The 23,098-nt window shown below is 60.0% G+C and carries 18 protein-coding genes; 14 read left to right on the top strand and 4 right to left on the bottom strand.

Annotation, left to right across the window (positions count from 1 at the left end):
- Positions 1-58: 58 nt before the first annotated feature.
- The 3 genes from PR018_RS09650 to PR018_RS09640 all read left to right on the top strand — a co-directional run bounded on the left by PR018_RS09650 (position 59) and on the right by PR018_RS09640 (position 2,144).
- The gene (locus tag PR018_RS09650) at positions 59-1,465 is read left to right on the top strand and encodes an MATE family efflux transporter (protein WP_142823293.1); all 1,407 of its coding nucleotides are present in this window, start codon (positions 59-61) and stop codon (positions 1,463-1,465) included.
- Between the two features lie 82 nt (positions 1,466-1,547).
- Entirely contained in the window at positions 1,548-1,841 is a 294-nt protein-coding gene (locus PR018_RS09645; protein WP_142823292.1) for a type II toxin-antitoxin system RelE/ParE family toxin, read from the top strand.
- A gap of 6 nt (positions 1,842-1,847) precedes the next feature.
- Complete coding sequence (locus PR018_RS09640) at positions 1,848-2,144, top strand: addiction module antidote protein (RefSeq protein WP_307877639.1); 297 nt, start codon at positions 1,848-1,850, stop codon at positions 2,142-2,144.
- A gap of 39 nt (positions 2,145-2,183) precedes the next feature.
- Here the strand turns inward: PR018_RS09640 and carA are convergent, their stop codons facing one another.
- The gene (carA, locus tag PR018_RS09635; protein WP_142823609.1) at positions 2,184-3,389 is read right to left on the bottom strand and encodes a glutamine-hydrolyzing carbamoyl-phosphate synthase small subunit; all 1,206 of its coding nucleotides are present in this window, start codon (positions 3,387-3,389) and stop codon (positions 2,184-2,186) included.
- Positions 3,390-3,674: 285 nt separating this feature from the next.
- Here carA and PR018_RS09630 point away from each other — a divergent pair, with 285 nt between their 5' ends.
- Positions 3,675-4,127 carry a GatB/YqeY domain-containing protein gene (locus tag PR018_RS09630; RefSeq protein WP_142823290.1) on the top strand — a complete coding sequence of 151 codons (453 nt, stop codon included), beginning with the start codon at positions 3,675-3,677 and terminating at the stop codon, positions 4,125-4,127.
- 175 nt (positions 4,128-4,302) lie between these two features.
- On the opposite strand, the gene PR018_RS09625 is transcribed toward PR018_RS09630, so the two are convergent.
- Both PR018_RS09625 and PR018_RS09620 read right to left on the bottom strand, forming a co-directional pair.
- Positions 4,303-4,479 (bottom strand): hypothetical protein, encoded by a 177-nt coding sequence (locus PR018_RS09625; protein WP_153816481.1) that lies wholly within the window; start codon positions 4,477-4,479, stop codon positions 4,303-4,305.
- A gap of 244 nt (positions 4,480-4,723) precedes the next feature.
- Positions 4,724-5,059: a BrnA antitoxin family protein gene (locus PR018_RS09620; RefSeq protein ID WP_142823289.1), complete on the bottom strand. Its 336-nt coding sequence runs from the start codon at positions 5,057-5,059 to the stop codon at positions 4,724-4,726.
- A gap of 419 nt (positions 5,060-5,478) precedes the next feature.
- Here PR018_RS09620 and dnaG point away from each other — a divergent pair, with 419 nt between their 5' ends.
- From dnaG to PR018_RS09575, 9 genes are all read left to right on the top strand, one after another.
- Complete coding sequence (gene dnaG, locus PR018_RS09615; protein ID WP_142823288.1) at positions 5,479-7,485, top strand: DNA primase; 2,007 nt, start codon at positions 5,479-5,481, stop codon at positions 7,483-7,485.
- Positions 7,486-8,017: 532 nt separating this feature from the next.
- On the top strand, positions 8,018-9,406 hold the full coding sequence (locus tag PR018_RS09610; RefSeq protein ID WP_142823287.1) for a GntP family permease: 1,389 nt from the start codon (positions 8,018-8,020) through the stop codon (positions 9,404-9,406).
- Positions 9,407-9,701: 295 nt separating this feature from the next.
- Positions 9,702-11,696: a DNA helicase RecQ gene (gene recQ, locus PR018_RS09605; RefSeq protein ID WP_142823286.1), complete on the top strand. Its 1,995-nt coding sequence runs from the start codon at positions 9,702-9,704 to the stop codon at positions 11,694-11,696.
- 34 nt (positions 11,697-11,730) lie between these two features.
- Complete coding sequence (locus PR018_RS09600) at positions 11,731-12,345, top strand: type I restriction enzyme HsdR N-terminal domain-containing protein (protein ID WP_142829289.1); 615 nt, start codon at positions 11,731-11,733, stop codon at positions 12,343-12,345.
- Positions 12,346-12,394: 49 nt separating this feature from the next.
- A complete protein-coding gene (locus tag PR018_RS09595; RefSeq protein WP_111223089.1) occupies positions 12,395-13,474 on the top strand; it encodes an IS630 family transposase in 1,080 nt (359 codons plus the stop codon).
- A 34-nt stretch (positions 13,475-13,508) separates the two neighbouring features.
- A complete protein-coding gene (locus PR018_RS09590) occupies positions 13,509-15,701 on the top strand; it encodes an NACHT domain-containing protein (protein ID WP_142831456.1) in 2,193 nt (730 codons plus the stop codon).
- A gap of 438 nt (positions 15,702-16,139) precedes the next feature.
- Entirely contained in the window at positions 16,140-18,194 is a 2,055-nt protein-coding gene (rpoD, locus tag PR018_RS09585) for an RNA polymerase sigma factor RpoD (RefSeq protein WP_142823284.1), read from the top strand.
- A 429-nt stretch (positions 18,195-18,623) separates the two neighbouring features.
- Complete coding sequence (locus tag PR018_RS09580) at positions 18,624-19,952, top strand: DUF930 domain-containing protein (protein ID WP_142823283.1); 1,329 nt, start codon at positions 18,624-18,626, stop codon at positions 19,950-19,952.
- A 22-nt stretch (positions 19,953-19,974) separates the two neighbouring features.
- The gene (locus PR018_RS09575; RefSeq protein WP_142831457.1) at positions 19,975-20,490 is read left to right on the top strand and encodes a GNAT family N-acetyltransferase; all 516 of its coding nucleotides are present in this window, start codon (positions 19,975-19,977) and stop codon (positions 20,488-20,490) included.
- A 36-nt stretch (positions 20,491-20,526) separates the two neighbouring features.
- On the opposite strand, the gene PR018_RS09570 is transcribed toward PR018_RS09575, so the two are convergent.
- Complete coding sequence (locus tag PR018_RS09570) at positions 20,527-22,371, bottom strand: methyl-accepting chemotaxis protein (RefSeq protein WP_142823281.1); 1,845 nt, start codon at positions 22,369-22,371, stop codon at positions 20,527-20,529.
- Positions 22,372-22,669: 298 nt separating this feature from the next.
- Between PR018_RS09570 and PR018_RS09565 the strand changes: the two genes are divergently transcribed.
- Positions 22,670-23,017, top strand: a complete 348-nt coding sequence (locus PR018_RS09565; RefSeq protein ID WP_142823280.1) for an ArsR/SmtB family transcription factor — start codon at positions 22,670-22,672, stop codon at positions 23,015-23,017.
- The last annotated feature ends 81 nt before the right edge of the window (positions 23,018-23,098 follow it).

The following is a 23,098-nucleotide window of genomic DNA, read 5'->3' as shown; positions in this document are numbered from 1 at the left end:
CCCGAAACGCTTGCGACCCATCCGGTCGACCGGCGCAGCGAACGACGAGACTTTCGACATGGATACGCCTTTGCTTGCGCAGCGTTTTGCGCATAACGACGACAATTCCTGGCCAGCGCATTTCCGCGCTGCAATCATGCTTGGCGTGCCGCTGATCGGCGCACAGCTGGCGCAGCTCGGTATAAACACGACGGATGTGATGATCGTCGGCAGGCTCGGGGCCGAGCAACTGGCCGCCATGGTGCTTTCGGGCCAGTTCCTGTTCACCATCCTGATCTTCGGCTCCGGCTTTTCCATCGCCGTCATTCCGATGGTGGCGCAGGCCTATGGGCGCGACGACGTCATCAGCGTTCGCCGCTCTCTGCGGATGGGGCTGTGGGTGGCCGTTGCCTACTGGCTGATCATGCAGCCGGCGTTTTACTACGCCGAGGACATTCTGCTTGCCGCCGGGCAGAAGCCGGATGTCGCCAGACTTGCCGCAGGCTATATCGAGATCGGCCACTTCGCGCTGCTGCCGGCGTCGCTCTACAATGTGATCCGCTCGCTGGTCAGCGCCATCGGGCGGGCGAGTATCGTGCTATACGTCACCATCGCCATGCTCGCCATGAATGCGCTGCTGGCCTACGGGCTGGTGCTCGGCCATTTCGGCCTGCCTGCCATGGGTCTGCGGGGTGCCGCCTATGTGGCGCTTGCGGTGCAGACGGCTGGCTTCCTGTTCATCGTCGGCTATGTGCAGAGCATTGCCGAGACACGCCGCTATGAGATTTTCGTTCGCCTCTGGCGGCCGGACTGGCATGCCTTGTGGGACGTCGTCCGGCTCGGCCTGCCCATCAGCATTACCATCCTTGCCGAAGTCAGCCTGTTTACCGCAGCCTCGTTGCTGATCGGCAGGATCGGCACCATCGAGCTTGCCGCCCACGGCATTGCGCTGCAATGGGCATCGATCGCCTTCATGATCCCGCTCGGGCTTTCGCAGGCGGCCACCGTGCTGATCGGTGTTGCCCATGGCCGTGGCGACCGCACCGCACTCGTGCGGGCCGCCATCACCGTGCTCATCATCTCCTCGACGCTGTCCGTCATTGGCGGCATCCTGTTTGCCACGATGCCTGAATATTTCGGCAGCTGGTTCCTCGATGTGACCTCTGCCGAGGCGCCGCAGGTGCTCGCCTATGCCGCGCCGCTGATCGTCGTTGCCGGAATTTTCCAGCTGGTGGATGGTTTGCAGGCCATCGCCAGCGGCCTCTTGCGCGGTCTGAAGGACGCGCGGGTGCCGATGATCATCGCGCTGGTCGCCTACTGGCCTATCGGCTTCCTGCTAGCATGGGTGCTGGCCTTCCCACTCGGCCTCGGCGGCATAGGTATCTGGCTCGGCTTCCTTCTAGGTCTCGCCGCAGCAGCAACGATGCTGTGCGTCCGGCTTTATCTGCTGGTGAAGGCGGAAGGGCGCGACGAGTTGGCTGACTGAATTTGCGGCTCGGAGGATGAGTCCTGTGAAGAAGCTGTAATCTACAGTTTACAAAACTGTGAGCTGTCTCTACATTGTGTCGATGCTCGAAGTTCGGCAGACGATCTTGTTCAGGCGTTGGTTCGATGGCCTGAAAGACAAGCGTGCGGTCGAGCGGATCACCCAGCGTATCGTTCGACTGCAAGCCGGTTTGTTTGGAGACATAAAATTCTTCGATGGCATCGGCGAGTTGCGCGTCGATCATGGGCCTGGGTATCGGGTTTATTTTGTGCAGCGCGGATCTGTCCTGGTCATTTTACTGTGGGGCGGCGACAAGAGTTCTCAAACCCGCGATATACGGAAAGCCAAGGCCATGGCGGATGATTTGGAGATTTGATTGCCAGTGAAGACGCTACCTTTCGATGCTGCAGATCATTTGCAGAGCGGCCAATCCCAGCTTGAGTTGCTGAGCGATGCTTTTAATTCCGGGAGCGCATCCTATGTCGCGGTGGCGTTGGGCGTCATTGCGCGCGCCAAAGGCATGACGGAAGTATCGAAAACGGCAGGCATAACCCGCGAAGCGCTATACAAAGCTCTCAGCGCCGACGGCGATCCGAAGCTGAGCACGCTGCTTGGCGTGCTCAACGCTCTCGACATCCAGCTGAAATTGGCCCCTCGCAACAAAAAAGCCCCGGACTGAAAATTCAGCCGGGGCTCGATCTATCTTCCTCAATAAGGTTTAGCGTTCAGTCAGGGCCGGTTCGCCCTTCTTCTCGCGCACCATGTTCATGAAGCGGCGGAAGAGGTAGTGGCTGTCCTGCGGGCCTGGCGAAGCCTCCGGATGGTGCTGGACGGAGAACACCGGCTTACCGGAAAGCCTGAGGCCGCAGTTCGAGCCGTCGAACAGAGATACGTGAGTCTCTTCAACGCCTTCCGGCAGCGACTTCGCGTCGACCGCGAAACCATGGTTCATCGAGACGATCTCGACCTTGCCTGTCGTGTGGTCCTTGACCGGATGGTTGGCGCCGTGGTGGCCCTGATGCATCTTTTCGGTCTTCCCGCCGAGCGCCAGGCCAAGCATCTGGTGGCCGAGGCAGATCCCGAACATAGGGATGTCGCTGTCGATCAGGTCCTTGATGACAGGCACGGCATATTCGCCGGTTGCTGCTGGGTCGCCAGGCCCGTTTGACAGGAAGACGCCGTCCGGCTTGAGGCCAAGCACATCTTCGCTCGAGGCATTGGCCGGCAGGATCGTGACCTTGCAGTCGAGGCCGGCAAACAGTCGGAGGATGTTGCGCTTGACCCCGTAGTCGAGGCAGACGACGTGGTATTTTGCCTCTTCGGGGCCGAGTTCGCCATAGCCTTCGTTCCAGACCCAAGGGGTCTGAGCCCATTGGGCCGATTGGCCCGAAGTCGCGACTTTGGCGAGATCGAGGCCTTCGAGGCCGCTCCACGCCTTGGCGTCGGCCTTCAGCTGGTCGATGTCGAAGGTGCCGGTCGGTTCGTGGGCGATGACGGCGTTCGGCGCGCCATGCTCGCGGATCCAGGCGGTCAGCGCCCTTGTGTCGATGCCGCACATGCCGATGATGCCGCGGCCCTTCAGCCAGGCATCGAGATGCTTGAGCGACCGATAATTCGAAGGGTCGCTGATGTCGGCCTTAAAAATGACGCCGACGGCGCCGTGGCGCCCGGCGGGCGTCAGATCCTCTACGTCTTCGTCATTGGCGCCGACATTGCCGATATGCGGGAAAGTGAAGGTGACGATTTGGCCGAGGTAGGAGGGGTCTGTGAGGATTTCCTCATAGCCGGTCAGCGCCGTGTTGAAGCAGACTTCGGCCTGCACCTTGCCGGTGGCCCCGATGCCCTTGCCCTCGATCACGGTGCCATCAGCAAGAACCAGCATGGCGGTCGGCAGTTCGGTCGTCCAAGGGGCAGTCGCGGTCATTGTCATCCCGTTTCCGGCGTGCGCGTGCCAAACCTTGCAAAGGTCGGCCGCAGTCGCCATTCTGGTTCGCGGACAGGAGCGCACGACAAGGGTCGCGCTGTATCAGGTCCTGATATCGATGTGTGTGCAGGTCCCGGTCAATAGCCAAATGTGTCCCGCCGGTCAATCTATCTAGGGCAATTCCGGTGCAATTGCGTTGATCGGTCGCGACCCGATAGTCTAAGAGACATGCAAACAGATGAGGGGCGGCCGATTTTCGCGGCTGGCCCGTTGAAGGAGTGTACCATGATCCGCGAAACGCTTGCCAACGCCCAGAAAGATGCGATGCGTGCCAAGGATGCTGCCCGGCTTTCGACCGTGCGGCTGATCCTGTCGGCCATCAAGGACCGCGACATCGCCAATCGCGGCGTCGCCAAGGAGGCGGCCAGCGACGACGAGATCCTGCAGATCCTCGCCAAGATGATCAAGCAGCGCGACGAATCGGCCAAGATCTACGACGAGGGCAAGCGCCCGGAACTGGCTGCCAAGGAGCGCGAGGAAATCGCCATTATCCAAGGCTACATGCCGGAGCAGATTTCCGACGACAAGGCCCGGGAGATCATTGCCGGGGTCATCGCCGAGACCGGCGCTGCCGGCATTAAGGACATGGGGAAGTGCATGGCCGTGCTGAAGGAGCGCTATGCCGGCCAGATGGATTTCGCCAAAGCCTCCGGGATACTGAAGGATCTGCTGAAATAATCCCGACGAGCCCAAGGACATAAAAAAGGCAGGAGCTGGGGGGAGCTCCTGCCTTTGTACTTTGCAGCCGTCTGATGACGCAGGGTGGGGCCCAAAATCAGACGTCTATAGCAAAGCCACCCATGTGAGACCGCGCCGGGGGTAGGGATGGTGTCTCACACGGGAATTCGAGAAATCAGCGGTTTGTCGAGGCCTTCGTTGGTGTCGCGGGGTGATGCGCCATCTGCCAAGCCATGACAGCTTGGTCGAAAGATTTCAGGCTATTTGCCTGGCTGTCGTTCATGGCCGAGGCACTGTAGTTTGCCATCGCGAAGATGGCTGCGGCGGCAAAGGGGACGATCAGTATTCGCATGCCAGTCTCCTAAACAGGAAGCTCTCCTCGGCTTCCGGTTTGGCGGGGCTGTCCGGACATGTCGCGTCGCAAAGATATCAACTCTGCCGGCATGTCCCAGTCCGTATCTGCAAGCTATTGCGCTGCAGCATGCTTTTCAAATTACAAAAAAATAATGTTTCGCGCGGCAAGTTCGGCCGCAAATGCGCCGTGATCGAGGTGTCGGCAGCGGCGATCTGCATCCTTGTTGCGACCGATGCCGCCACTATTTGGCGCGCCGCTTCTTTTCCTCGCTCATGTAGTGACGCAGGACAGCGTTGATCCGGGTCTGGTAGCCCTTGCCGCTGGCCTGGAAGAAATCGACGATATCCTGATCGAGCCGGATCGACAGGGCTTTCTTGGCAACGGGAACGACCCACTCGGCCTTCGACCAGTCGATGTCGATGAAGTCAGCCCAATCGGGATCGTCGCGCATGGCGCGCTCGATGTCCTCGTCGCTCATGGCATCGACGCGCGCCCAGTCTGTCTCGCTCACCTCGCCACGGGCGCGTTTCGCAAGGATTTCGTCAGCGGTTATTCTGGTGATATTCTCTGATTTCATTCTTTCGTGCCGCACAGGCTTAAATGATCCGGCAGATCTCGCCTCTCATCGTATAGACAACGGCGATCAGTTTTCCGGAGTCGGGGCAGATTGCCACCGTGCGGACTTCTCCTTCTCTGTCAAAGCCGTATTCGATATGCGGTTCACGCAAAGCGAGAACGGCATCTTCGAAATCTATTCAGTGTTTGCGCAAATTCGATTGGCGTTTGTCCTCATCCCATTCGTGGGAGGCAAATTGTATTCGGATCAGCGGCATGGAGTTCTCTCGTCCCTCACAGCCGCTAAACTCGATTTCTGTATTTCAATTTGTATATACAGCACCCGCTTTGTCAATCCTGTGGATCAGCACTGACCCCCACGAGTTTCATGGCAATGGCGGACGTTAGGGCTTATAGGAGAAGCATCAGCCAGAGGTGTCCATGCGATTTTCCCCGACCTTTCTTGACGAGATCCGCGACCGCGTTCCGATATCGGACGTGATCGCGCGGCGCGTCAGCTGGGACAAGCGCAAGACCAACGTGTCGCGGGCCGACTACTGGGCCTGCTGCCCGTTCCACGGCGAGAAATCGCCGAGCTTTCACTGCGAGGACCGCAAGGGCCGCTATCATTGCTTTGGCTGCGGCGTCACCGGCGACCATTTTCGCTTCCTCACCGATCTCGAGGGCCTGAGCTTTCCCGAGGCGGTGCAGCAGGTGGCCGACATGGCCGGCATCGCCATGCCGGCGGCCGATCCTGTCGCGGAAAAACGCCAGCGCGAGCAGACCTCGCTGCTCGACGTGATGGAGATGGCGACGCAGTATTTCCAGGAGCAGCTGCAGAGCCCGAGCGGTGCGCGGGCGCGGGCCTATCTGCGTGACCGTGGCCTGACGGGCCGGACCATCGAGACCTTCCGGCTTGGCTTTGCGCTCGACAGCCGCAACGCGCTGAAGGAATATCTGGCGGGAAAGAACGTCCCGAAGGACCAGATCGAGGCCTGCGGGCTCGTGGTCCACGGGCCGGATATCCCCGTTGCCTACGACCGCTTTCGCGACCGCATCATGTTCCCGATCCTGTCGTCGCGCGATAAGGTGATTGCTTTCGGCGGCCGCGCCATGGCGCCGGATGCGCCGGCCAAGTACCTGAACTCGAACGAGACCGAGCTCTTCCACAAGGGCAACGTGCTCTACAATTTCAATCGCGCCCGGCGCGCCAGCCAGGGCGCTGATGGATCAGGCACGATCATTGCCGTCGAAGGCTACATGGACGTCATCGCGCTGCATCAGGCGGGCATCGAGAATGCCGTGGCGCCGCTCGGCACGGCGCTGACGGAAAACCAGCTGGAGCTGCTCTGGCGGATGACGCCGCAGCCGGTTCTGTGCTTCGACGGCGATGCCGCCGGCATCCGCGCCGCCAACCGGGGCGTCGATCTCGCCCTCCCGCGGCTGAAGCCCGGCTATTCGGTGCGCTTTGCCATGCTGCCCGACGGCAAGGACCCCGACGACATGGTCCGCCACGAGGGCAGGGCTCCGTTCGACAAGGTCATGTCGCAGGCGCGGCCGCTGGCCGAGATGGTCTGGAGCCGCGAGGTCTCGAGCGGCAAGTTCGACACGCCGGAAAGCCGCGCCGAACTCGAGGCACGACTGAAGCAGATGGTATCGGTCATTGCCGACGAAAATGTCCGCCGCCACTACCAGCAGGATATCCGCGACCGGCTGAATGCTTTCTTCCAGCCGCAGTTTCGCAACGGCGGCAACCAGCAGGGCCGCAATTTCAGGAGCGGCAACGCCAGCGGCGGTCGCGCCGGTCGCAACGATCCGCGCGGCAACGGCCCTGCCAGCACCAAGGCGCCGAATGCCATTTCCAACCGGCTGACCGGCTCCGGCATGGTGCGCGGCCATAGCGCTGCGCCGGCCTTACGCGAAAGCGTGCTGGCGCTGACCATCGTCAACCATCCGCTGCTGCTGCAGGATGAGTACGACGAGATCGCCTCGATCGACTACGACAACCGTGATCTGCAGCGCCTGTGGTCGGCCATGCTCGGTACCGCGGCGGCACTGGCCGGGCCGCACCTGACCCGCGAGCATCTGGTCGAGAGGCTGGAGGCGCAGGGGTTTGCGGCGCTGATCAAGGGGCTGGACCAGCAGGTGCGCAATGCGCGGCTCTGGACTGCCACCGAGGAGGCCGCCATCGAGGATGCCCGCGAGGGATATCGTCAGGCGCTTGGCCTGCACAAGCGCACCAAAGCGCTGCGTTGGCAGAAGATCGAGCTCGAGCGCGAGATTGCCGATGCCACCGAGGCCGGTGCCGAGGATGACATCGATCAACTGATGCGGGCGCTGAACGAGATCCAGCTGGAAATCTCCCGCATGGAAAACCAGGAAGCCATCATCGACGGCTTTGGCCTGCTGTCCGGCCGCGTCAAGGCAGCCGTCACCCACGGCGGCTGATGACTATGGGCTATACCCCCCTCTGTCAGCTGCGCTGATATCTGCCCCCACAAAGGGGGAGATCATTCTTTTCCCTTTTGGGCCCAAAGCTCTCGGCCAATCTCCCCCCTTGTGGGGGAGATGTCCCGTAGGGACAGAGGGGGGCGCCGCCGCAAACTCACAATCCATTGCGGTCACCGCGCCAGATGATTCTCGATCAGCGGAACCGTCCCATTTTCCGCCTGAGCCGGAGGGAAGCGACGCGCCGGGACGCGCTTCCTCTCATGCGTCTCCCGTTCCCTTTGATCACCGCCGATCCCGATCGGTCTGTGGACCAGGTAACCTGCGCTGACACAGCGTCTGCCCCGCAGCCTCTGCAGCGGCGCCTCCGGTGCAGAGGGCCGAAGTCGGAACGCATCGTTCGCGCAACTACGGTTTACAGAAACCGGGCGCTCTGCGAAGAGGGGCCGACATTATCGTCGAGGCATCAAGGATTCGCTTCCCGAGCCCGGGCGGACAGCCGCCGAGGCCCGTGGGGGCGCTGGAAAAGACCATGCAAAACTCGGACATTGCGCTCTTGCTGACCGCCCTTGGCGGCGTCATTTTTCTCGTCGTTCTCATCGTTTCCCGCGCGCGTCTGCATCCGCTGATCGCGCTGATCATCACGTCCATCGCTGTCGGTCTGCTGACGGGGATGCCGACGGACAAGCTGGTCAAGTCCATCGAGTCGGGTGCCGGCAACACGCTTGGCGCCGTCGGTCTCGTCGTCGCGCTGGGGGCGATGCTGGGCAGGATACTGGCGGATGGTGGGGTGACCGAAGGCATCTCCGACATCATCATCCGCAAGACCTCCGTGCGCCTGCTTCCCTGGGCGATGGCCGGGGCGGCCTTCATCATCGGCATCCCGATGTTCTTCGAGGTCGGGCTGGTCGTCCTCTTGCCGCTGGTCTTCAGCGTGGCGCGCAAGCTCGATGCGGCCTCCAGTATTCGCGGCTCGGCCTATGTCTATGTCGGCGTTCCCGTGATCGCCGCGCTTGCCGCCATGCACGGCATGGTGCCGCCGCATCCGGGACCGCTCACCGCCATCGCCTCGCTGCATACGAATATCGGCGCGACGATGCTGTATGGCTTCCTCGCCGCAATCCCGGCCATCATTCTCGGCGGACCGGTCTATGGCGCCTTCATCACCCCGCGACTGTCCGTTCGGCCGGATCAGGCGCTCATCGACCAGTTCTCGTCCGAAGGCCCCGTCGACGGTGCAGACCATACACCGCCTGGCCTCGCGCTCAGCCTGCTCACAGCCCTGTTGCCGGCGCTGCTGATGCTGGCGAACGCGATTGCCGAACTGGTCTTCCCCAAGGACGCGGCTATCGTCCATGTCACCGGGTTTCTGGGCGAGCCGGCCATTGCCATGCTGATCGGTGTGCTGTTTGCCGCCCTGATGCTCGTCTACATCAGAAATGGAAACACGGAGACGCTGCGCAGCTCGATGTCGGCGAGCGTCAAGCCGGTCGCCAACGTGCTCCTGATCATCGCTGGCGGCGGCGCGTTCCAGCACGTCCTGACCGACGCCAAGGTCGGGGATGCGATCATGCATCTCAGCCAGCAGTTCTCCCTATCGCCGCTTATCCTCGGCTGGATCATCTCGATGCTGTTGTCGGTGTCGACGGGTTCGGCCACCGTCGGCATCGTCGGAGCATCCGGCCTGCTCGGGCCGCTAGCGGGCGGCGAGGGGCTCAATGTGCCGTTGCTGGCGCTCTCGATCGGCTGCGGCTCGCTGTTCTTCAATTATGCCAACCATGCCGGCTTCTGGCTGGTGAAGGAATCCTTCGGCATGTCTATGGGCGAAGCGACGAAGACGATCTCCGTGGTCCAGTCCATCGTCTCGGCGGTCGGGCTGGTCATGGTGCTGCTCATGAACCTGCTGCCGCCGCTGATCTGATCGGGAAGGACGTTTCCCCTTCTCCCCTCGGGGGAGAAGGTGCCCGAAGGGCGGATGAGGGGCCTTGAGCCGACGGCGACGGCGCGAAGACCCCCTCATCGCCGCGCATTCGCTCGGCACTTCTCCCCGAGGGGAGAAGGGAAGTGCAGCGGGTGCAGTCGACTTCGAAACATGCCATGGTGGGCCAGCCCCGGGGGTGCCTCCCACCCGTCGATTCGACGGCGGCGGCCGAAATGAAACAGCAGCCCGGGAAGGGCCAGGGCGGGCGTGAAGACCTGCCGAGCGAAGGAAGATAATGTCGAAGCCGGAGAAGAACGATCCACGGTTTTCCACCGACGAGGCGTTGTTTGGCCTCGAACCGCCGAGGGATGTCTTCGAGCCGGATCAAGCGGCCGGATGGGAGCCCTACGGCGAGCCGTACGCTGCGCCAGAGCCGCACACCTCGCGGGCGTTACCGAGGTCGTCCGCCGGGCAGGCGCCGCTCGATGTGCTGAAGCGGATCTATGGCTATCCGGCCTTTCGCGGCAAGCAGCAGCAGGTGGTCGAGCACGTCGTTTCCGGCGGCGATGCGGTCGTGTTGTTTCCGACCGGCGCCGGCAAGTCGCTGTGCTTCCAGATCCCGGCGCTCTGCCGCAACGGCATTGGCATTGTCGTCTCGCCGCTGATTGCGCTGATGCGCGACCAGGTGCAGGCGCTGAAGCAGCTGGGTGTCAACGCGGCAGCGTTGAATTCGTCGATCACCCGCGAAGAGGCGCAAGCCATCTATCGCGACATCCGCAACGGCACGCTCGAACTGCTCTACATGACGCCCGAGCGCATCCTTACCGACAATTTCCGTCAGACCATCGGTGACGCGAAGATTGCGCTGTTTGCCATCGACGAGGCCCATTGTGTGTCGCAGTGGGGCCATGATTTCCGGCCGGAATACCGCGAACTCGGCAAGCTCGCCGAACAGTTTCCGGGCGTGCCGCGCATCGCGCTGACGGCGACGGCCGATCCTCACACCCGCGACGACATCATCGCCCGGCTGCAGCTCGACACCGCAAAAATCTTCTCCACCAGCTTCGACCGCCCCAACATCGCCTACGAGATCGTCGAGCGCGACCAGCCGCGCCAGCAGCTGCTGCGCTTTCTCTCCGGCCACAAGGGCGACAGCGGCATCGTCTACTGCCTGTCGCGCGCCAAGGTCGAAGACACCGCCGAATGGCTGAACGGGCAGGGCATCAGGGCACTCGCCTATCACGCCGGCATGGACCGGGCGGTGCGCGATGCCAACCAGGATGCATTTTTGAAGGAGGAAGACCTCTGCCTTGTCGCCACGGTCGCCTTCGGCATGGGCATCGACAAACCGAACGTGCGCTATGTCGCCCATCTCGACATCCCGGGCTCCGTCGAGGCCTATTATCAGGAAACGGGACGCGCCGGCCGCGATGGCCTGCCGTCCAACGTCTGGATGGCCTATGGCATGGCCGACGTCATCCAGCGCGGCAAGATGATCGACGAAGGCGCGTCGGCCCCCGAAATCAAGCGGGTGGAGCGCGCCAAGCTCAACGCGCTGCTCGCCATCTGCGAGACCTCCGGCTGCCGCCGCCAGGCGATTCTTGCCCATTTCGGCGAGAGCCATGCGGGGAACTGCGGCAATTGCGACACCTGCCTGAAGCCGGTGGAAACCTGGGACGGCACGGAGGCGGCGATCAAGGCGCTGGCCGCCATCTACCGCACCGGCGAACGCTTTGGCGCCGGCCACGTCATCGATGTGCTCACAGGCAATGTCAACGAGAAGACCCAGCGCTTCGGCCATGCCGACATGCCGGTCTTCGGCGTCGGAAAGGACATCCCCGTCCGCACCTGGCAATCCGTCTTCCGCCAGCTTCTCGCCGCCGGCCTCGTCAGCGTCGATCATACCGCCTATGGCGCGCTGAAGCTGACGCCGGATGCCAAGGCCGTGTTCAAGAAGGAACGCAGCATCCAGTTCCGCAAGGATCGCCCGGCCACGGCCAAGTCCGCGAGGCGCGGTGCCGGCGCGAGCGCTGCAAGCGGCGGCGCGCCGAGGACGGCCGGCCTGTCGGCAGCGGATGCGGCGCTGTTCGAGGAATTGAGGGCCGAGCGCATGAAGATCGCCAAGACGCTGGGCGTGCCGCCCTATGTCGTGTTTCCGGACACGACGCTGATCGCCATGGCCAGCGAACGGCCGGGCAGTGCGGACGAGATGCTGGCGATCTCGGGCGTGGGGCAGGCGAAGCTGGAGCGCTATGGGGATGCGTTTTTGGCGGTGATTGGGCGGGGGTGATTGGGGGGATGATGCTGGTGTTTTGGGTCTGTCTATGAACGACTTCTGGAGTTCGGTTGGAGCTATCATTTTTGATCCGGATGACACCGAGGCCGTTGTCGAATCTCGGCTAGTAACTCCATTGTTGCATGCGCTGGGGTACGACAAAGATGATGACATAGTTCCAAAAAAAAGTGTCGAATTTCATCAGGGGCAAGTAAAAAAGGGGCGGCCGTTTGAAGCGGATTTCGTCGTATATTGCGGTCCAATAAAAGACGAAAATACCTCCCTTGCTGTCATTGAGGCGAAGCGCCCAAGTAAAGATATAAAGGGTGCTTTTCAGCAGGTAGAATCTTACGCTCGAGTGCTTCGAACACCCTTCATTATTATTACAAACGGCCTCAAGTTTGAAATATGGCAGCAGCAATTGTCCGCTGAAAACAGTCTGGTGTTTACATGCAGCGTAACTGAACTGGCCTTACGGCGCGGTGATGTTGAGGCATTGATATCGCGTCAGGCCGCTATATCACATTGTCAGGGACTGTGGGGAAAGGATTTTGCCACCGCTGCGGGTGAAATGGCGGCTTACATTGCGGCAGAGATCGATAGGACAAATCCTCCGAAGCGATTTGTTCAACGGTCATTAGCTAGTGGTTACCGCCTGACATAAGAGTCCTGTATGGGATTCCATTTGCTGGGTTGGCATGCGAGTCTGGCGCATGCGCACAGGAATATCGTTCACCGTTTCGCCAACAGATCACCAACGCCTGATGGCCTTGACCAGGGATCGCAATGCGCCCCAAAAGCACGTCTGGCGGGCCGAGATCATCCTGCTGAGTGCCGATGGCGTCGGAACTGTCGAGATTATGCGCCAGACCGGCAAATCGAAGACCTGCGTATGGCGCTGGCAAGAGCGCTTCGCCACAGAAGGCGTCGAGGGTCTCCTGCGCGACAAGACGCGGCCGTCGCGTATTGTGCGGCTCGGACCCGATGTCGCCGAGCGTGTGGTGGCCCTGACGCTGGCTGATCCGCCGGGCGAGACGACGCACTGGACGGCCGACATGATGGCGACGGCCGCCGGCATCAGCGCCAGCGCAGTCAGGCGTATCTGGAAAGCGCATGGCCTCGCACCTCATCGGTGGCGGCAGTTCAAATTGTCCAACGACCCGAAATTCGTCGACAAGCTGCGAGACGTTGTCGGCCTCTATGTTGATCCGCCAGCCCACGCCGTCGTGTTGTCGGTCGATGAGAAAAGCCAAATCCAGGCGCTCGACCGCACCCAGCCGGGCCTGCCGATGAAGAAGGGTCGGCTCGGCACCATGACCCACGACTACAAGCGGCACGGCACAACCACGCTGTTTGCCGCCCTCAACGTGCTCGACGGCACCGTCATCGGCCGCAACATGCAGCGTCATCGTCATCAGGAGTTCATCCGCTTCCTCAACGCCATTAACGCCCAGGTGCCGGACGACAAGGCCGTCCACGTCATCCTCGACAACTATGCTGCCCACAAGCATCCCAAGGTGAGAGCCTGGCTCGACCGTCACGAGCGTTTCACCTTCCACTTCACTCCGACTTCAAGCTCATGGCTCAACGCGGTGGAGGGTTTCTTCGCCAGGCTGTCGAAGCGGCGTCTGAAACGCGGCGTTTTCCATTCCGTCGTCGATCTCCAGGCCGCCATCAACCGTTTCCTCGTTGAGCACAACAAAAAGCCAAAGCCCTTCACTTGGACCGCCGATCCCGACAAAATCATCGCCGCCGTTAAACGCGGGCACCAAGCGTTAGATTCCATCCACTAGGGGACAGGATCTGCCGACAATTTCAAGCGCCGAGTTGCAAGCAGAATTTCCTAAGGGCGCTTTAATAACCGGACCATCCGGATTCGGCAAAACTCAGCTATGTGAGCATCTTTTTCATGTTGCCGTCGGATCTTATTCTAAATCTGCCAGTAATAAAATTCCAGTTGAAGTTCCCTTAGTAGAGTTGGTGGCAGAAGGGATCTCTATTTTCAAATATGCCCATGAGCGGATCAATGCGCATTGTCCACATATTACAGATTCTAAATGGCGGGATGTCTGTAGGCAGGATGGCGCGATAATATTCTGCGATGGGTTAGAGAGAGTCCAGAGTTCACGTAGAGCACACATTGCCGCAGAAATTTCTGCCATTCGACGCGACTTTCCGAAAGTTGTCCTATTCGTCTTTTCACGTCCATCCGCTACGGCTGATGTCTACCTCCCCGCGGTCAGACTTAAGGAGCTGGACTACGAACAAAGACAAGAGTTCCAGAAGGGCATAATTTCAGGAATAGCTCACAATATATCGTGGGATTTGCCGAAGGCGCTCAATGCTCGGTTGGGGCACCCTTTATTCCTCAGGTTAATCTGTGAACACTACAGCAAATTTGGAAGTCGCCCAGAAACACTAACAAAGCTCTTTGATGACTGGCTGACAAAGTTTTTGGGATGGTCGGATGGGTCGCCTGCAATACGTGTGCGGCGTGAAGCAGCCCTGCTTTTGCTTGCGCAGCAGAGCCTTGTCGAGCCACTTTCAAACATAGCCGCCTTTGGTATGTTAATAAAAGCTGGTTTCGATGAGGAGATTTTTAATGCGTTGGTGCAATCTGATGCGCTTAACATTTCGCAGAGCAATGTCGAGCTTGTACATGAGGCGCTGGCGGATTTTTTAAGGGCGAAGCATCTTGCATCGCTCTCGCTAGAAGAATTTAGGACCTCTACCGAGCGGACTACCTTTCGAAACGATTCATTGTTAGCAACGTTGCTGATGGGCCAAATACCCAATCCCCACTACCAACGTGCGCTGTGGGAACGTCTCAGCCAGTCTGGCATATGCGAATATCTTGGAGCTTTCAAATTTCGAGCCGACGCGTCTTCCATGCTATTCCAGCTTCCGGAGATGGAGGCTCAACAAAATGTGTTGCAAGACATTCTTGATGGCTTCGAGGGGACAAGTTTAGCCTATTTTCCAGAGTTATGGGATGAAATTTGTCTTGAGGAAGTAGGGGTTAACAATTGTGGATTAGGTATAGAAGGAATGTTGGACACCCGTTTGTCGAGCGTCTCATACTCGTTCCAAATGCGTTCAGTAAATGATGCTCGGGTCTCATTGGGTCAGACTGATACCCGTTTTCGTCAACGATATGTAAATATCCTACTTTCAAGATTAAAGCCAGACGATGGCCGCGCGATCGGTGTCGGAGTCTTACGTGAAACCCTCAAGAATATTATTAAAGGGCGAAAGTTAAAGGGTGGAGTTAACCTTTCCCGAGAGCGGTTAGTGTCTCGTATGAGGATATTGGTTGAGCAGGAAAATTTCCCGCGAGACTGCATTGATCTTGTTTCGATCAAGATGGCTCTCGATCCTGCAAGGGAGAGTTTTGTCAGTGTTAGTGATTTCGGGAGTGACAACAGAGATTTCGCTATCAGCGCGCTGTTAGATGACTTGCAAATCTGCCTAGACGCTGGTGACGTCCAAATTGATGTTTGGTGGACAAAATATTCTGGCCAATGCGGCGGAATTGATATTGGAAAAGCGCCCGAAGCACTTATTGAGACATATGAGCGCGCAGAAAAAATATTTGTTGAGATTGTTCAATTCAGTTTTCTCTCTATCCGCGACGAAATGCAGGGATATCTAATTAGGCCAATTCAGTGGTGCCTGAGATTGAATGGTTCAGAAGATGGGGATTGGCAACTGAAGCAGTGGTGGATTCCTGTTGAAAGCTACACTGATCCCAAAGTTGTTGTTCAGCCTGTTTCAGGACCTGACATCGGTAGTAGTCGGCGGGTTGAATTTAATGGGCATTACCAAAATGTTCTGTCACGACTGGATAAGTTGGGTAGGCCGTCTGATGTGACTGTTGAGACAAGGTCTGGACAATTGCCTGCGTTTGATGGCTACGCTCCGACCGGTGGCTTCACAGGTGAAACTCCGGCGCTTACCCTTGCGCATGATTGGATCGCGGCGGAACTAAAAATGCTTTTCTCGGATTTTTCCGCGACGTAAGAACGGTGCCGTTCGATCCGATATGCGCGCGCTTCAAGTTATCTGAATGGTAGGGCCTCACCCCTCCCACCCCCACCCTTGTCTTTCCCCCCAATCCTCCCCATATCCCACCCATACCGGCCTCCGTGCCAAGTCGGCCCATGTATGTCGGGCTTTTTCCGGGTTTTCCGCATCATTCTTCGCGGAATAGCTTGACGGGAAGGGAAATAGTGGGAATCACCATTTCAGGCAGAGAAGGTCTCGCGCGTCATGGGGCAGAAATGTCCAGCAGTTCGCCAGGTGAACCGTCTGGCCTTGAGCTTTTGGGCGCGCGTGGTTAATTCGGAATTAAAGATCATTCCGTAGGTGTTCGTGAACAATTGCGGCGGGCGAGTTTTTTGCCCGGGGCTCTCAAGCCCAACCGCAGGCAGGGCAGCGTCAGGGAAAGCGACTATATAGATGGCAACCAAAGTCAAAGAAAACGAAGAAGCTGAAGTCGAACGCGACGGCGCCTCCGACGGCCCGCTTCTCGATCTTTCCGATGACGCGGTCAAGAAGATGATCAAGGCCGCCAAGAAGCGCGGCTACGTGACGATGGACGAGCTCAATGCCGTCCTCCCGTCCGAGGAAGTCACCTCCGAGCAGATCGAAGATACGATGGCCATGCTCTCGGACATGGGCATCAACGTCGTGGAAGACGAGGACGTCGAGGAGCCCGGCACGCCGGCCTCTTCCGACGACGATGACAACAATAACGAGGAAGAGAGCGAAGGCGGCGAGCTTGCGCCTTCGGCTGGCACCGCCTTGGCCACCGCCAAGAAGAAAGAGCCGACCGACCGCACCGACGATCCGGTGCGCATGTACCTGCGCGAAATGGGCTCTGTCGAGCTTCTGTCGCGCGAGGGCGAAATCGCCATTGCCAAGCGCATCGAGGCCGGTCGCGAGACGATGATCGGCGGTCTCTGCGAGAGCCCGCTGACCTTCCAGGCGCTGATCATCTGGCGCGACGAGCTCAACGAGGGCACGACGCTGCTGCGCGAGATCATCGATCTCGAAACCACCTATTCCGGCCCGGAAGCAAAGGCCGCTCCGCAATTCCAGTCGCCTGAGAAGATCGAGGCCGACCGTAAGCTCGCCGAGGAAAAGGAAAAGACCCGCAAGGCACGCTTCGGCGACGACGACATCACCAATGTCGGCGGCGAAGGCCAGCGCGAGGAAGAGGAAGAGGAGGACGACGAGTCCAGCCTTTCGCTTGCCGCGATGGAATTCGAGCTGCGCCCGCAGGTCATGCTGACCCTCGACACCATTGCCGAGACCTACAAGAAGCTGCGCAAGCTGCAGGACCAGCAGGTCGAGCAGCGTCTTGCTGCCGCCGGCGCCCTGTCGTCGGCCCAGGAGCGCCGCTACAAGGAGCTGAAAGACGAGCTCATCAAGTCGGTCAAGTCGCTGTCGCTCAACCAGAACCGCATCGATGCGCTGGTCGAGCAGCTTTATGACATCAACAAGCGTCTCGTGCAGAACGAGGGCAAGCTGCTGCGCCTGTCGGAATCCTACGGCGTCAAGCGCGACAGTTTTCTCGAGCACTATTCCGGTGCCGAGCTCGATCCGAACTGGATGACCTTCATCTCCAACCTGACCGGCCGCGGCTGGAAGCAGTTTGCCGAGAGCGAAGCCAAGACGATCCTCGACATCCGGGGCGATATCCAGAGCCTTGCGACCGAAACCGGCATTTCCATCTCGGAATTCCGCCGCATCGTCCACATGGTGCAGAAGGGTGAGCGCGAGGCGCGCATCGCCAAGAAGGAAATGGTCGAGGCAAATCTGCGTCTCGTCATTTCCATCGCCAAGAAGTACACCAACCGTGGCCTGCAGTTCCTCGACCTTATCCAAGAAGGCAATATCGGCCTGATGAAGGCGGTCGACAAATTCGAGTATCGCCGCGGCTACAAGTTCTCGACTTATGCGACCTGGTGGATCCGCCAGGCGATCACCCGCTCGATCGCCGACCAGGCGCGGACGATCCGCATTCCGGTGCACATGATCGAGACGATCAACAAGATCGTCCGGACATCGCGCCAGATGCTGCACGAGATCGGCCGCGAGCCCACGCCGGAAGAACTGGCCGAAAAGCTCGCCATGCCGCTCGAAAAGGTCCGCAAGGTCCTGAAGATCGCAAAGGAGCCAATCTCGCTCGAAACGCCTGTCGGCGACGAGGAAGACAGCCATCTCGGCGACTTCATCGAGGACAAGAACGCGCTGCTGCCGATTGACGCCGCCATCCAGGCGAACCTTCGCGAAACGACGACCCGGGTGCTGGCCTCGCTCACCCCGCGTGAAGAACGCGTGCTTCGCATGCGCTTCGGTATCGGCATGAACACGGACCACACGCTGGAAGAAGTCGGCCAGCAGTTCTCGGTCACACGCGAACGTATCCGCCAGATCGAAGCCAAGGCGCTGCGCAAGCTCAAGCACCCAAGCCGCAGCCGCAAGCTGCGCTCGTTCCTCGACAGCTGAGGTTTTGCGAGAGGTTACCAACAGAAACCCGGTCAGTTTTCACTGGCCGGGTTTTTTTATGGGGCGGGCTGGGGTGGCCAAGGCTCGACGCGGCTTTCAGGAGAAGATGGTCGAAGGTGAGCAGGGTTGGGGACGCGTCCATGGCAATCGTCAGATGCAGCGCCGGCGGCGCGTATCCCGAGCTCATGTCGGTCACACAGGAGTGCCGCAGCCTCGAAGACCGGCAATCTTGCGGCAATTTCGCGAGCTCTGTCGGTCATGGCTGGACGCGCCGTCCCGCAATCCCCATCTCTGCTCTCTCTGTCTGCTGACGGGATGGTGATCGAGAATCCGGTATCTTCGCAAGTCGGCAGGCGTTAAGGAATTCGTATGATTGGTATTCTGGCATATTTTCCAGGCGGCGACGCGTCGCTTGACCGGCACTGAAGCATGGCGAGCGAACGGCTTGTGCGGTGGCGGAAGACGCTTTGGGTGGTGCTTGCCTCGCTTGTCGTGCATGTGCTGGTCGTAGCTTTGTTCTTCCTGCCGGACGCCGTGAAGATGCCGGAGCCCGCCAAGGAGGATACCGTCAGCGTCGAACTGGTGCCGCCGCCGGAAGAGCCGAAACCGCCGGAGCCAAAGCCTCCGGCTGAAAAGCCGCCCGAGCCTTTGAAAATGCCGGAGCCGGAAAAGCCGCCCGAACCGGCCAAACCAGCCGAACCTGCGAAAGCCGAGCAACCGCCGGCTCCTCCCGAACCGCCGCCACCGCCCCCGCCGCCGCCTCCGGCTGAAAAGCCGCCAGAGGAAAAGCCGGCACCGCCGCCACCACCGCCGCCGCCGCCGCCGCCAGCTGAGAAGGCGCCGGAGGAAAAGCCGCCACCTCCAGAGCAAAAGCCGCCCGAGGAGCCCCCGAAGGCAGAGCCTCCCGCCCGGCAGTCACAGGTCCGCGCGCTCGATGGGGCGTTCCGTTATGGCGACAAGGATGCCGGGCCGAAAAAATCGGAGGACGGCAGCAGCGCCGAGGGCGATACCAAACCGGCGACGCCTGACGAGGCAGCAAAGGCTGATGCGACTAATGTCAAGCCAGATGCCGCAGCGGCGCAAACGCCGGATGACGCGGAAAACCCGGAAACACCCCCTGAGGCGCCTCCTAGCGACCAGCCGCCAGCTGCAAAACCACCGAGCGAGACGCCTCTCGCCGATACGTCGCCGATGGATCCTCCGGCCGGGGCAGGGCCTTTGCCGCCGCAAATCGACCTTCCGCAGGTCGATGTCCCCAACAACTCCGCCGAAAAAAATGGCCCGCCCTCCAACAGCCCCGACAGTGCCAAAGTCGAACTTGCGCCAGCACCGCCCTCCGATCTGCCGAAAGGCAAGCCTGCTCCGCCAAAGCCGGGTGGAAACCCCAAACAGGCAGGTCTCACGAAGGCCAAGACGCTGTTTTCTCGCAGCGAGACGGGCGATGCCATAGCAACCCAGTCGACCAGCGGCATGCCACGGAGTGCGCGATTTACCAGGCTCTGCGCTTCCGAACTAACCTCACAGATTGGTCACGCTCTACAACTTCTTGGAACTCCGGTGGTTTGGACATACAGAGCTATCGCCAGCAATGTCTTGGAGGTTTCCAGTAGTCCCGTGCTAGGGGATGGCAAGGCTTACGATGTGAGTTTTCGGTGTGAAGTCGACGACGACGCAACCCAGGTAGTCAATTTTGCGTTTCGCATAAATGGAATTATACCGCGTAGCCAATGGAAGACACGTCGTGTTCCCGGGGCGTAGTTTTTGGTAAAGAGGCAGGAGCGTGGAACAGGAAATCGAGATTGTCGCGACCTCAGACGAGCATGTCGAAAGCTTCCACGCTGCCCTCGACACGGTTGCCCGGGAGCGAAAATATCTGACGATGCTCGAAGCCTTCTCGCTGGCGGAAATGCGTGCGCATGTACTCGATATGATCGGGCGGAAAAACCCGCACGTGGTGGCGATCGCCGACAACCGCGCAGTGGGATGGTGTAACATCACCCGTCATTTTTTCCCTGCCCACGCCCATCGCGGTAGCCTGGCGATGGGGCTGATCCCGGAATTTCGCGGACGGGGGATCGGCAGGAGATTGATCGAGGCGGCTCTGGAGCAAGCCCGAGAGCGGGATTTTCTCCGCGTCGAGCTCTCCGTCCATGCGGACAATGTCGCCGCCATCGCGCTCTACGAGAAGGTCGGTTTCGCAACCGAGGGGGTTCTCAGGCGAGCCGTCCGCATCGACGGCCGCTTCATCGATACAATCAGCATGGCCATCATGCTTGATACGTCAGTCCGTGCTTAACCCTGTCAGCACGGTCTGCTGCCAGAGGCCTAAGTCTCACGCCGCGCGGGCCATCCGTGGCGTCGCCTGCGTTACGTCGTCCGTACGGAATTGCTGGACGATGGTCAGCAGGGCGTCGGCCTCGTCGGCCAGTTCGTTGCTGGCAGCTGTCGTGTCGGCGACCATGGCGGCGTTCTTCTGGGTCATCTGGTCCATGGCATTGACGGAGCTGTTCACCTCCTGCAGGGCCGAGGCCTGGTCCTGGGCGGCGGTGGCGATGGTATCGATGTGCTTGCTGATCTCGACAATCTGCGTGCTGATGCTGGTCAGCACCTGGCCGGCCTCGCGCACCAGCGCCGATCCGGTCTTGACCTCGGCGGTCGACTGGTCGATCAGCCCCTTTATCTGCTTTGCCGCGTCGGCCGAGCGCTGTGCAAGTTCGCGTACCTCGTGGGCGACGACGGCAAATCCCTTGCCTGCATCTCCGGCCCGTGCAGCCTCGATGCCGGCATTGAGGGCCAGAAGGTTGGTCTGGAAGGCGATGCTGTCGATCACCTCGATGATCTGCTCGATTTGCCGCGCGCCGCTTTCAATGCGGCCCATTGCCTCGATGGCATTGTTGACGACAGATTCAGAACTGCTGGCGGTCTGGCGCGTCTTGCCGACAACCTGCTGAACATCGCGGGCTCGGTCAGCCGAAGAGCGCACGGTGACGGTGATTTCCTCGACAGCGGCGGCTGTCTCCTCCAGCGATGCTGCCTGATCTTCGGTCCGCTTGGCAAGGTCGAGTGCGGACTGACGCATGTCTGAGCCGCTGCCCTGGATCGAGAGTGTATTTTCGCGGATCTGCACCATCGTCTGCTTCAGGCGCACCAGCGAGCCGTTGAAGTCGATGCGCAACTGCTCCAGCCGCCCGGCGAACGGTGTGTCGATGTCATGCGACAGGTCGCCCTGTGCAAGCCGGGCGAGGCCGCCGGCGAGCCGTTCGACAGCAAAATCGATCTGGCTGTCGAGACTGCGCTTGTCGCTTTCGTTGCGAGCCCGCTCTTCCTCGACGGATGCGCGCTGCCTGGCGTTTTCGCCTTCCATCAATTGCTTTGCACGGGCGTTGTCGCGAAACCCTTCCAGTGCCCGGGCGATGTCGCCGAATTCATTGCGGCGGGACAGGTAAGGTATGGCGGCGTCCAGCGTGCCGGAGGAAATCGCCTGTACTGAGCCTCTGAGGACCGTCAGCGGGCGAATCAAACGCCCCGTTGTTACATAGGCGAGCAGTCCGATGGCGATCATGGCGGCAGCGCCGACAATCAAAATCAGCGTTCTCAGCGCATCGATCTGGTCCGAATAGACCTGCATCGGGATGCCGGTAAACAGAACCCCGGTCGTCGCGCCGGCGGTTGAGCGGATGGGGAAATAGCCGGTTATATACGGCTTTCCGAACAGAACGGCCTCGCCGTAGTAGGGCTTGCCGGCGGCAAGCATCGGTCGGGCTGGATGGTCGGCGGCTAGTTTGGTACCGACGGCTCGCTCGCCGTTTTCCTTCTTCACATTGGTCGAAATGCGCAGGTAGTCGCCGTCCTGGACCTGGAAGATGGTAGCGACGCCACCGATCGACGTGGCCACCTTGTCGACGAGATCATGATCTGAAACCTGTTGGGCGCCATCATGCACGATGCCGCGAAGTTCGCCGTCGCGTATATCGACTGTCGTGCCGGCGAGTTTCACGCTGTAGATGACCGCCATCGCGCGGCTTGCATCCCTGACATCGTCAGCCGCCGTCGTCAGGACGCGCTCCCGCAACTGGTAGTACGTTGCTCCAGCGACAGCCGAAATTCCGAGAAAAATCAGCCCTATTGTGACAAAAACAATCTGTGAGACAATGGTTGAAGGAAGCAACCGGTTCATCAGCGCAACTCCTGCGGGCTTTTTCGGCAATATTGGCAAATGTGATTAAGGAAGCGAAAACGCCGGCAATTTAATCTTGAGGTTGCACGCTCGAAGCCCCGATGGTGGGCGGCCTGGCGGTGAGTTCAATCGGATGTTGCGTCCGGTTATTTGCTATGCGCCGACGACATTGCGCGCAATTTCCTGAAACTTTGCGTCCGCTGCCTGCGTATCAACCCGGTCGGCACGATGCAGTTTCCTTAGCCGGCATTCACATCGGTCGTACGAGTACGGCGTCGTTTATGATCGCGGAGCCTTGATGCCTTCAGATGAACCCTTGAGAGACAGTGCTTTTTTCGAGCACGGCGCGGCATTGCTGGCGGCACTTGCAGATCGCGACCGGCTGCTGATCCTGAGGATCTTGCTGAAGCGTGAATTGCCGCTCAACGCGCTGGCGCTAATAACGGGTATCGGCAGCGGGGCATGTTCCAAGCATCTCGGTGCGCTTCGTGGTGCGGGACTGGTGGTCTGTACCAGGCGGGTTGATACGGATTATTTTTCGTGCCGCTCGGATCAGGTGAAGAAAGTGCTCGAAACGCTCGACGACATCCTGCCCGGCTCTTCTCTCGAGCGTCCGCCGGAACGCGGCGGTTCGGGCGCGCCTTGAGAGGCTGTCGACAGCTGCGCTCCACGACGTCGCCGTCGTGTCTTTCGGAGAGACGCCGGATTTCGTGAATTGACAAATCGG

The organism is Rhizobium rhododendri, from assembly GCF_007000325.2.
Lineage (GTDB): Bacteria > Pseudomonadota > Alphaproteobacteria > Rhizobiales > Rhizobiaceae > Rhizobium > Rhizobium rhododendri.
The sequence above is the reverse complement of the archived record's forward strand: the minus strand, read 5'-3'. Positions and strand labels throughout refer to the sequence as shown.